Here is an 11462-nt window from a genome sequence, read left to right on the forward strand (position 1 = left end):
CCATTCCGATGATCGAACCCAAGCGCGTCTTGCGCGCCCTCGCCGAACACTGGGCCCTGCTTGAGCCACTGTGCGAACACTTCGACCAAGGCACCCTGAGCCTGGGCGAGCTGCGCGCACAACTGGCGGCCCAACAACTGGACAGCACGCCACAGGACATCACCAGCCTGCTGGACGTGTGGATTCGCCTGGATATCCTGGTGCCTGTCGCCAAGAGCCCGAACCGTTTCGAGCTCAACGCGCAGATCCACGACTTCCTCGCCTATCTTCGCAAGGAGCACCGGCTTGGCCTGTGCCTGGAGATCGAAGCCTACCTGCGCCACCTCGAGCGCCTGGCCGGCTATATCCAGGACGCCTTCGACATCCGTGACGGCCACGACCTGGCCCGCCAACTGCGCCTGCTGGATATGCGTGTACGCGACGTGCTGAAAAAGCTCGCCAACGACGAACAGGCCCTCGCAGCCGTGGCCGACCGCGCCAAGACCAGCGACCGGCAGATCCCGTTGCGCCAGCGTTACGCCGAAGTCCTGGCGACCTGGGACGAATATGTCGAACCGATGATCCAGCTGGTAAACGCCGACGGCGCCTTCGAGCAAGGCGTGCGCAAGGTCGAGAATGTGCTGTTGCGCATGCTCACCGAGCAGCAACGCCTCGGCCACCTGGTGGACGACGACATGCTGCTGCGTACCCACGCGCGCATCCTCGAAATGCAAACCAGCGCCCAGCTGACCTTGCGTCACGCCCGCGAATTGCTGCTGCCGCTGCGCGAGAAGCGCGCCGGCATAACGCCGTGACCCGTGGCGCGGCGCTGGCCTTGTCGGCGATTCGCCGTAAAGGTCTGGACGCGGTGCCCCAAGCGGCAATGCCGATGTTCACCCGGCCGCAAAGCACCTTCCTCGGCAGTGCCAGCCAGGTCGAGGCCTACGTGTATGCCCTGGCGAATTTCGAGCCGAAACCGGCGCGTTTCCCCAAGGCGCACAAATCCCACAAGGGCGACGCCCAGCGTGCACCGCGCACGGTCAAGGAAATGCTCGAGCGCTGCGAAGACGCACTGCCGATGCCGGACCTGATGACCTGGCTGCTGGAGCAGGAACCGGACGGCGCCACCGACGAATTGCTGTACTGGTTCTCACGGCTCTCGCGTGAAAAGCGCTTCAAGCGCGAACGCCTGGAACGCCGCGATTACCACACACACGAGCACCAGGTCAGCCTGCGCTCCTTCGCCCTGCTCCCGGCCGGCTCCGACGCCGCCGGGAATTCCGCGAGCACACCTTATGCATCTTGATCTATCCGAACTGTCCCAGCTGGCGCCGATTTTTCGCGAGCTGTTCAAGGGTTACCACGTCAGCCGTCGCGACCCGGAGCTGTACGCGCAACTGTCGAACTTCCAGGACCAGTACCGCACGCTGTTCAAGGCCCTGGGCTTTGAGCTGGTGTGCGACACGCGGGGTTTCTACTACTTCGTGCCGGACTCCGCCATCGCCAGCGCGCAGGTGAACAAGACCGCCCAGCGCCTGGCGCTGTTCACTTTCATCATCGTCGAGCATCTGGCTGACCAGGGCCGTGACCCGATTGCCGTGCTCGACGGTGGCAGCCTGGGCCGCGATGAATTGCCGTCCCTGCTGGAAAAGTACCGCGACCTGTTTATCCAGGCCGAAGTACAGACCCAGGAAGAACTCGAAGAAAAAATCATGCGCCGTATGACCCAGCTGGGTTTTGCCAGCGAAGACAACGGCATTTATCGTTTCCTGCCGCCGATGCACCGTTTCCTCGACGTGTGCCTGTCGGTGCAGCAAGACCGCGACCTCGCGGCCAGCGTGCACAGCGTATTGCCATTGCCGGCGCCAGTGATCATCGATGAAGACAGCGATGAAAAACTGCTGAAGACCGATGACCCATTGGACTTGAGTGACTTCGCGGACGAAAGCGAGGAAGACGCCCTGGCCCGCGCCATTGCCGAAGAACAGGAGACCGACGCATGAGTAAGGAACGCTACGGCATCCGCCGCTTCGCCCTATTGAACACCGCTGGTTACAGTTTGGGGCTGTTCCCGCTGGAAGAGCCGCTGTCGGTGTATGGCGCGAACAACCTGGGTAAATCCGCGTCGATCAACGCCCTGCAGTTCCCGATTCTGGCGCGCATGTCGGACATGAGTTTCGGCAAGTACACCCTGGAACAATCGCGGCGCTTCTACTTTGCCACCGACACCAGCTACATCCTCGTGGAAGTTTCGCTGCCCCACGGCCCGCATGTGATCGGCGTGGTCGGGCGCGGCCCGGGCGGTGGTTTCGGTCACCAGTTCTTCGCTTATGCCGGCAAGCTGGACCTGGCGCACTACCAGAAAAACGACACCTGCCTGCGTCAGAAAGAGCTGTTCACCAACCTTGAGCGCGAGGGCCTGAAAGCCTACGAACTCAAGCCGGATGAGTTGCGCCGCTTGCTGGTGGGCGGCCACACGTCGATCCCGCTGGACCTGACTCTGATTCCGCTGCGCTCCACCAGCGAGCAGAGCCTGAAGACCTTCCGCGCACTGTTTATCAACTTGCTGCACATGCGCGAAATCACGGCGGCCAAGCTCAAGCAATTGTTCCTGGATGCGTTCGAGCACAGCTTGCGTTCGGGTAGCGTGGATTACATCGCCGCGTGCGAAGAAGCCTTCCGCGATGTGCGACGCATGGAGCAGGACTACAATTCCTGGTAGCCGCCGGGCCGTTGGTTGAGGCCCTGGCCAATGGCGTGCGCCTGCGCGATGTATTGCGCGGCAAATTGCATCGCCTGTCGCCGCTGCTGGATTCGTTGCTCGGCACTTGGTCGGACTACGCGAGTGCGCGCAAGGAAGAGCTGACCATTCAGGCCGAGCATTACCGCAACGAGCAGGACGCGCTGCAGAACGACCAGCGTGGCGGTACCCAGGAGCTGATGCGCCTGGAGCGCGAAATCAGCGGCATCCAGCGTTGGCTGGGCGAGCTGTCGGTGCTCAAGCACCGCTTTGCGCTGGTGGATGACGTGAAGGTGCTGGAACAGCAACTGCTGGCGGCCAAGGATGCTCACGATGAATTGGCCGGCGCCCTGGCGCAATCGCGGCAGTTCAGCGCCGAGGACCTGGATGAGCGCCTGCGCGACCTGGAAAAACGCCTGAAGTCGGTCAAGCAACAGCTCGACCACGCGGACAACAACAGCTACGCCAAACTGCGCGAAGAATTCTCACAGCAGGATGTAGAGCGTCTGATGCGTTTGTTCAACAGTTCGTTGTTCAGCCTGCCATTGGGCGAGCATGGCATCACGCTGGATGAGGACGGCCAGTGGGTCAAATCCCTGGAGCAGATCCTCGACGGCTTCAAAGGCGAGCGTTTTGAAGTGCCGGGGCTGTCCATCGATATCTCCCATATCGAACCACCGGCATTGCAGGCGCTGGCGGATCGCGCGGCATTGCGCGACCAGAAAGAGCGCCTGGAAAAAGAACTCAAGCAACTCAAGACTCAGCAGGCGGTAGCCTCTGACCGTGCCGCGAGCAAGACCCAGACCGAGGCGCTGTACCAGCAGGTGCTGGACGCGCAAAAAGCCCTCGAAGACTTCCGCCGCGCCCAAACCCTGAGCGCCGAAGAAGGCGAGAAGCTGGAAAACCTGGCGCAGATGGAAGCCGCGCAGGATGAGTTGAAGCGCTCCAGCGATGCGTTCACCGAGCGCGTCCAACAACTGTCGGCCAAGCTGCAACTGGTCGGCCGGCAGATCGGCGATATGGAAGCCAAGCAACGCACGCTGGATGACGCGTTGCGCCGTCGTCAGTTGCTGCCGGCAGACCTGCCGTTCGGCACGCCGTTCATGGACCCGGTCGACGACTCCATGGACAACCTGCTGCCGCTGCTCAATGACTATCAGGACAGCTGGCAAGGCTTGCTGCGTGCCGATGGCCAGATCGAAGCGCTGTACGCCCAGGTGCGTCTCAAGGGCGTTGCCAAGTTCGACAGCGAGGATGATGTAGAGCGCCGCCTGCAACTGCTGATCAATGCCTATGCACACCGTACCGATGAAGCCCTGACCCTCGGCAAGGCGCGCCGTGCGGCGGTCACCGATATCGCGCGGACCCTGCGCAATATCCGCAGCGACTACGACAGCCTGGAACACCAGCTGGCCTTGTTCAACCGCGAGATCAACAAACGCCAGGTGTCCAACCTGCAAAGCTTCCGCATTGTGCTGGCACCGAACAAGGAAGCCCTCAAGCATATCGACCAGATCATCCACAGTGCCGGTCAGTATGAAGAAGGCGAAACCCTGTCGGTGTTCGACCTCAGCCAAAGCGCCGAGCAAGACAACAAGAACGAAGAGGCCAAGGAATACCTGGCCCGCCTGGTGGCCGCCAACCATAACCAGTTGGGCCTCAAGGATCTGTTCGAACTGGCCTTCGAAATCACCAAGGTGCATGGCCAGCCGGTGATCCACACCGACATCGATGGCGCCGCGTCCAACGGCACCACCATGACCATCAAGGCGCTGACCAACATGTATTTGTTGCTGCACTTGATGGACCGTGACCAGGCCGGGCGTGTGCGCTTGCCGTACTACCTCGATGAGGCAGCGGATATCGACGAGAAGAACCAGGCAGCCCTGCTGGAAACCAGTTTGCAACTGGGCTTTGTGCCGATCCTGGCCAGTGTGAAGCCGCAGGTGTCCGCCCAGGTGGCGATCGACCTGGAAGGCGGCAGCGGGCCGAATGGTATCTACATTGATGAGGCGGACTGGAAGTACATCCGTCGCCATGATGTGGTGAAAGCCACGGTGAATGTACAGGCGGACGAGCCGGAGCTGGATGAGGTTTGATCGGCTGTACTGAAATGTAAAAAGGCCCCTGGGTGAGAATCCAGGGGCCTTTTTTGTGTTGCCTGTGCCGACCTCTTCGCGAGCAAGCCCGCTCGCACAGGTCACTGCGTTTATCCTGCAGGAATGCAGTCGAGTGTGGGAGCGGGCTTGCTCGCGAAGGTCGCGCCTCGGTCTATTTGCCGAGCGGAATCTTAGGCGCCCAAGTCAGCCACTCATCCTCAAACTTGTCGAACAGCGGGAACGTCTGCTGTGGGCGAGCAGCGTTGCCCATGCGCTCGCCATCCGGCGTGGCGAAGGCGATACCACCGGCGACCAGGGTTTCCAGGGACTCGGTACGCACCGTCGCGCCCTTGAACAGGCCGAAGTCCAGGCCAAAACCACTGGTGTTCCAGAATCGGCTGCCACCGCGCACCAACGGTGCGTATTTAGGCTCGATCAGGATGTGGATCAGTACGCGGTCGGCGGTCTGCCCTAACTCGTAACCGGTGACCTTGCCCACGGTAACTTCACGGTAGGTAACCGGTACGCCTTCCTTCAGCGAACCACGGCGTGCGGCGCTGAGTACCAGACTCAGACCTGCTTCCTGGTGGGCGGCTTCGGGTGGCTGGTCCAGCGCGACAAAGCTTTTCTGCGGCCCGGCATTTTTCGCCGCCGGTTGCACTTCGATGTATTGCCCGGTAACCAGGGTTTCGAGGTTGGCGGTTTTCATCAGGCCCAGCTCAGGCTTGACCACCCAAAACTGACTGCCAACCCGGGCAATGCGGTCGGCGACTTGGGTAATACGGGCACTTAGCAACACCGACTGCATGTCGGCACTGAGGTCGACGCTCTCGATCTTGCCCACATCCAAGCCTTTGAAACGCACCGGCGTGCCGGAGCGCATGCCGTCGGCGCGGTCGACCTTGATCGTCACCAGGGTGCCATGTTGGTTGGCAGCCTCGCGGTCAGCGAACAGCCGGAAGCGCGGGATGCGCTTTTTCAGCGGCACGTTCGGCTCCGGGGTTTCAAAGGCAATACCGCCGGCCATCAGGCTCGCCAGGGACTCACTTTTTACCTGAATGCCACCGGTAAGGCCGCCGGTCAGGGTGACGCCGCTGGCATTCCAGAAACGCGTCGAGCCGTTGACCAGGTTTTCGTATTCCTTCTCGATATGAACGCCGATCACCAGCTGTTTGTTTTTGCGTGAGAACTGGTAGCTCTGTACCGAGCCGACCTTGACCTGCTTGTAGAGGATCGGGCTGCCGACATCCAGGGAGCCGAGATTATCGGTGAACAGCACCATGTGCAGGCCCGGGGAACGCAGATCAAGCGGTGGCGCCTTGGCACGCGCCACGAATTCACGCTGCGGGGCGCTGCCCTTGTCGCCGGGGCGAATGGCGATGTAGTTACCTTTAACCAAGGCTTCGAGGCCCGTGATACCGGCCAGGGAGATGGAAGGTTTGACTACCCAGAACTGGGTGTCATGCACCAGAGTAATCTTCGGCCAATGGGTCGAGGGTCAGCTCGGCATTGGCGCTGGACAGGTCCGGGTCGATCTTCAAGGTTTTCAGGCTGCCGACCTGGATGCCTTTGTACATGACCGGGGTGCGCCCGGCTTGCAGACCTTCGAAGTCAGTCAGTTTGACCTTGACCTTGATACCCGCGGCGGCGGCGTCGAAATCTTCGTACAGGCGGAACGGCAGGCTCGGGTCGGTCGGCGGGCTGTCCTTGCGATTCTCCGGCGTGGCGAAAGCGATACCGCCGGCGACGATGCTGGACAGGGATTCGCTGCGCACCTTCACACCGGACAGGTTGGCGTCGATGCTGATGCCGCTGGCGTTCCAGAAACGTGTGTGTTTGCGCACCAGATTAGCGTAGGTCGGTTCGATATAGACCTTGATCTCGACGGTACTCTGGTCTTCGGAGAGCAGGTAACTTTTGACTTGGCCAACCTGGATCTGTTTGTAGAACACCGGGCTGCCACGGTTCAGCGAGCCGAGGCGATCAGCCTTGATGGTCAGGTGCAAGCCGGGCTTGGCGTCGGACAAAGGCGGCTCTTCGGAGAGCGCCTTGAATTTGCGAGTGGGTTCACCGTCACCTGGGCTGGCGGCGATGTAATTACCCGACACCAGGGTTTCCAGGCCGGTGATGCCGGCCAGGCTGACACTCGGCTTGACCAGCCAGAAACGCGTATTGGTCTTGAGGTACTGGTCGACGTCCTTATTCATCTCGATGGTGGCAATAACCCCGCGATTACTGCCCTCGTCGTCCAGGGCCAGGGCTTTGACTTTGCCCACGGGCATGCCTTTGTAAACCACCTCGGTTTTATTGACCTGGATACCTTCGCCGCTTTCAAAGCGGACCTGGATCTCGATGCCCTGCTGGGAATAGGCGCGCCATCCCAGCCAGCCGCCGATAATCAGCGCAATCAGGGGCAACACCCAAATCGCCGACCAGTTGGAGGCCGGGCGGGTTTTAGCTTTTGGCAAATCACTCATGGTCGTCGTCCGACTCCGTGTTATCCCAAATCAGTCGGGGATCGAAAGTTACTGCGGCAAGCATCGTCAAGATGACCACACTGGCGAACGCCGCAGCGCCGAGGTTGGCCTCGACACTGGCAAGCCGCCCAAAGTTTACAACCGCCACCAGAATGGCGATCACGAAGATATCCAGCATGGACCAGCGGCCAATGAATTCGATAAAGCGATACATCACAATGCGTTGTTGCGCGGACAGCGGCTGATGACGCTGCACCGAGAACAGTAGCAGACCAATGCCCACCAGCTTGAAGGTCGGCACCAGGATGCTGGCGATGAACACGACTGCGGCAATCGGGAACATGCCGTGCTGCACCAGTTGGATCACCCCGGCCATGATGGTACTGGGGTCGCCCTGGCCAAGGGAGTTGATAGTCATAATGGGTAACAAATTGGCCGGGATATACAGAATGGCCGCCGTGATCAACAACGCCCAGGTACGAGTGAGGCTGTTAGGACGGCGGGCATGGATCAGCGCACCGCAACGGGTGCAGAGTTGCTCATCGGTGTCCGGCTCTTGCTTGTTCAACTCATGGCATTCGGTACAAATCAGAATGCCTGCATCAATCGCCCGCATGATCATCCTCTCCTGACAGCGCTTGCCAGATCTGGTGGGGCGACATCACCACCTCAAGCAGTACCTGAACCATTAATAGACTCACGAAGCAGACCAAGCCCAGGCCAATCGTGATGGAGGCCATGTCGGCGAGCTTTACGATAGCCACCAGTACGCCCATCAAGTAGACCTCCAACATCCCCCAATCTTTCATGTGATGGTAGATGCGGTACAGCAGCAATCCATAGCTGCGGCCAATCTTCCAGCGAATGCTGAGCAGTACGGCCAGTTGGCAGAGCAGTTTGAGCAAGGGAATCCCCATGCTGCACAGGAACACAACGGCAGCGACGCCTTGCATACCCGTATCAAACAGGCCGACAACGCCGCTCCACACGGTGTCCTCCGAGGACTGCCCGAGTAAATTGAGCTGCATGATGGGTAAAAAGTTCGCGGGGATGTACAGCAACAGCGCGGCGAGTACCAAGGCAAGGCTGCGCTCAACGACATTGTGGCGGTGAGCGTACAGCTCGTAACCGCAACGTGGGCATTGGGCTTTTTCGCCGAGGGCGAGCGTTGGTTTGCGCATCAGCAAGTCGCACTCATGGCACGCCACCAGATCGTCCAGTGGTAAATCCGACACCTCAAGGGCATCAACCGGATCGGGCATAGATAGGGCTCGGGCTCTAAAAAAGGTTAGGTGCCTATTCTAGTGGTCTGGTTCAGAAATAACTGTGCAAATTTGTCGGCGGATTCGGCGCTGTTTGGCTTTCCGACCGCCCAAAACAAAACCCCTGTTTGCGTTAGCAAACAGGGGTTCTGGAATTTAATCTTGACGATGACCTACTCTCACATGGGGAAACCCCACACTACCATCGGCGATGCATCGTTTCACTACTGAGTTCGGGATGGGATCAGGTGGTTCCAATGCTCTATGGTCGTCAAGAAATTCGGGTACTGAGTCGTGACCAGCTGGCCTCGCTTCAGCAAATTGGGTATGTGATAGCTTTCGGTGTTTGTAAGCGTCGAACTTTCGGTTCATTTCGTCTTCACACACCGCAATCTGGTGCCTTCTCAGGTCAGCAAATTGCTTGGGTGTTATATGGTCAAGCCTCACGGGCAATTAGTATTGGTTAGCTCAACGCCTCACAGCGCTTACACACCCAACCTATCAACGTCGTAGTCTTCGACGGCCCTTCAGGGAACTCAAGGTTCCAGTGAGATCTCATCTTGAGGCTAGTTTCCCGCTTAGATGCTTTCAGCGGTTATCTATTCCGAACATAGCTACCCGGCAATGCCACTGGCGTGACAACCGGAACACCAGAGGTTCGTCCACTCCGGTCCTCTCGTACTAGGAGCAGCCCCTCTCAAATCTCAAACGTCCACGGCAGATAGGGACCGAACTGTCTCACGACGTTCTAAACCCAGCTCGCGTACCACTTTAAATGGCGAACAGCCATACCCTTGGGACCGGCTTCAGCCCCAGGATGTGATGAGCCGACATCGAGGTGCCAAACACCGCCGTCGATATGAACTCTTGGGCGGTATCAGCCTGTTATCCCCGGAGTACCTTTTATCCGTTGAGCGATGGCCCTTCCATACAGAACCACCGGATCACTAAGACCTACTTTCGTACCTGCTCGACGTGTCTGTCTCGCAGTCAAGCGCGCTTTTGCCTTTATACTCTACGACCGATTTCCGACCGGTCTGAGCGCACCTTCGTACTCCTCCGTTACTCTTTAGGAGGAGACCGCCCCAGTCAAACTACCCACCATACACTGTCCTCGATCCGGATAACGGACCTGAGTTAGAACCTCAAAGTTGCCAGGGTGGTATTTCAAGGTTGGCTCCACGCAGACTGGCGTCCACGCTTCAAAGCCTCCCACCTATCCTACACAAGCAAATTCAAAGTCCAGTGCAAAGCTATAGTAAAGGTTCACGGGGTCTTTCCGTCTAGCCGCGGATACACTGCATCTTCACAGCGATTTCAATTTCACTGAGTCTCGGGTGGAGACAGCGCCGCCATCGTTACGCCATTCGTGCAGGTCGGAACTTACCCGACAAGGAATTTCGCTACCTTAGGACCGTTATAGTTACGGCCGCCGTTTACCGGGGCTTCGATCAAGAGCTTCGCGTTAGCTAACCCCATCAATTAACCTTCCGGCACCGGGCAGGCGTCACACCCTATACGTCCACTTTCGTGTTTGCAGAGTGCTGTGTTTTTAATAAACAGTCGCAGCGGCCTGGTATCTTCGACCGGCATGAGCTTACGGAGCAAGTCCTTCACCCTCACCGGCGCACCTTCTCCCGAAGTTACGGTGCCATTTTGCCTAGTTCCTTCACCCGAGTTCTCTCAAGCGCCTTGGTATTCTCTACCCAACCACCTGTGTCGGTTTGGGGTACGGTTCCTGGTTACCTGAAGCTTAGAAGCTTTTCTTGGAAGCATGGCATCAACCACTTCGTTAACTAAAAGTTAACTCGTCATCAGCTCTCGGCCTTAAGATCCCGGATTTACCTAAGATCTCAGCCTACCACCTTAAACTTGGACAACCAACGCCAAGCTGGCCTAGCCTTCTCCGTCCCTCCATCGCAATAACCAGAAGTACAGGAATATTAACCTGTTTTCCATCGACTACGCTTTTCAGCCTCGCCTTAGGGACCGACTAACCCTGCGTCGATTAACGTTGCGCAGGAAACCTTGGTCTTTCGGCGTGGGTGTTTTTCACACCCATTGTCGTTACTCATGTCAGCATTCGCACTTCTGATACCTCCAGCAAGCTTCTCAACTCACCTTCACAGGCTTACAGAACGCTCCTCTACCGCATCACTTACGTGATACCCGTAGCTTCGGTGTATGGTTTGAGCCCCGTTACATCTTCCGCGCAGGCCGACTCGACTAGTGAGCTATTACGCTTTCTTTAAAGGGTGGCTGCTTCTAAGCCAACCTCCTAGCTGTCTAAGCCTTCCCACATCGTTTCCCACTTAACCATAACTTTGGGACCTTAGCTGACGGTCTGGGTTGTTTCCCTTTTCACGACGGACGTTAGCACCCGCCGTGTGTCTCCCATGCTCGGCACTTGTAGGTATTCGGAGTTTGCATCGGTTTGGTAAGTCGGGATGACCCCCTAGCCGAAACAGTGCTCTACCCCCTACAGTGATACATGAGGCGCTACCTAAATAGCTTTCGAGGAGAACCAGCTATCTCCGAGCTTGATTAGCCTTTCACTCCGATCCACAGGTCATCCGCTAACTTTTCAACGGTAGTCGGTTCGGTCCTCCAGTTAGTGTTACCCAACCTTCAACCTGCCCATGGATAGATCGCCCGGTTTCGGGTCTATTCCCAGCGACTAGACGCCCTATTAAGACTCGCTTTCGCTACGCCTCCCCTATTCGGTTAAGCTCGCCACTGAAAATAAGTCGCTGACCCATTATACAAAAGGTACGCAGTCACCCAACAAAGTGGGCTCCCACTGCTTGTACGCATACGGTTTCAGGATCTATTTCACTCCCCTCTCCGGGGTTCTTTTCGCCTTTCCCTCACGGTACTAGTTCACTATCGGTCAGTCAGTAGTATT

3 protein-coding genes, 2 rRNA genes and 3 pseudogenes (1 of these 8 cut by a window edge) are annotated in these 11462 nt (G+C 58.2%); 3 read left to right on the forward strand and 5 right to left on the reverse strand.

All coding sequences use genetic code 11. From position 1 onward, the window contains the following. The first annotated feature begins 8 nt into the window (after window positions 1-8). The 3 genes and pseudogenes from mksB (at window position 9) to mksF (ending at window position 4818) form a co-directional block, all read left to right on the forward strand. Window positions 9-1285, forward strand: a pseudogene (gene mksB, locus LRS56_23000) (Mks condensin complex protein MksB). Then, window positions 1275-1982, forward strand: a complete 708-nt coding sequence (gene mksE, locus LRS56_23005; GenBank protein ID WDU61648.1) for an Mks condensin complex protein MksE — start codon at window positions 1275-1277, stop codon at window positions 1980-1982. The pseudogene mksB and the gene mksE overlap by 11 nt, the downstream one beginning before the upstream one ends. After that, window positions 1979-4818, forward strand: a pseudogene (mksF, locus tag LRS56_23010) (Mks condensin complex protein MksF). Before mksE ends, mksF begins: the two are co-directional and overlap by 4 nt. A 172-nt stretch (window positions 4819-4990) precedes the next feature. Here the strand turns inward: mksF and LRS56_23015 are convergent. The 5 genes and pseudogenes from LRS56_23015 to LRS56_23035 all read right to left on the reverse strand — a co-directional run. After that, window positions 4991-7295: pseudogene (locus tag LRS56_23015) on the reverse strand (MlaD family protein). Continuing rightward, the gene (locus tag LRS56_23020) at window positions 7288-7911 is read right to left on the reverse strand and encodes a paraquat-inducible protein A (protein WDU61649.1); all 624 of its coding nucleotides are present in this window, start codon (window positions 7909-7911) and stop codon (window positions 7288-7290) included. The pseudogene LRS56_23015 and the gene LRS56_23020 overlap by 8 nt, the downstream one beginning before the upstream one ends. Next, complete coding sequence (locus tag LRS56_23025; protein ID WDU61650.1) at window positions 7898-8557, reverse strand: paraquat-inducible protein A; 660 nt, start codon at window positions 8555-8557, stop codon at window positions 7898-7900. The genes LRS56_23020 and LRS56_23025 overlap by 14 nt, the downstream gene beginning before the upstream one ends. 160 nt (window positions 8558-8717) lie before the next feature. Further along, window positions 8718-8833, reverse strand: a 5S ribosomal RNA gene (gene rrf / locus LRS56_23030). Between the two features lie 156 nt (window positions 8834-8989). Next, window positions 8990-11462: ribosomal RNA gene (locus LRS56_23035) — 23S ribosomal RNA — on the reverse strand; it runs 419 nt beyond the window's last position.

The organism is Pseudomonas poae, from assembly GCA_028869255.1.
GTDB lineage: Bacteria > Pseudomonadota > Gammaproteobacteria > Pseudomonadales > Pseudomonadaceae > Aquipseudomonas > Aquipseudomonas poae_C.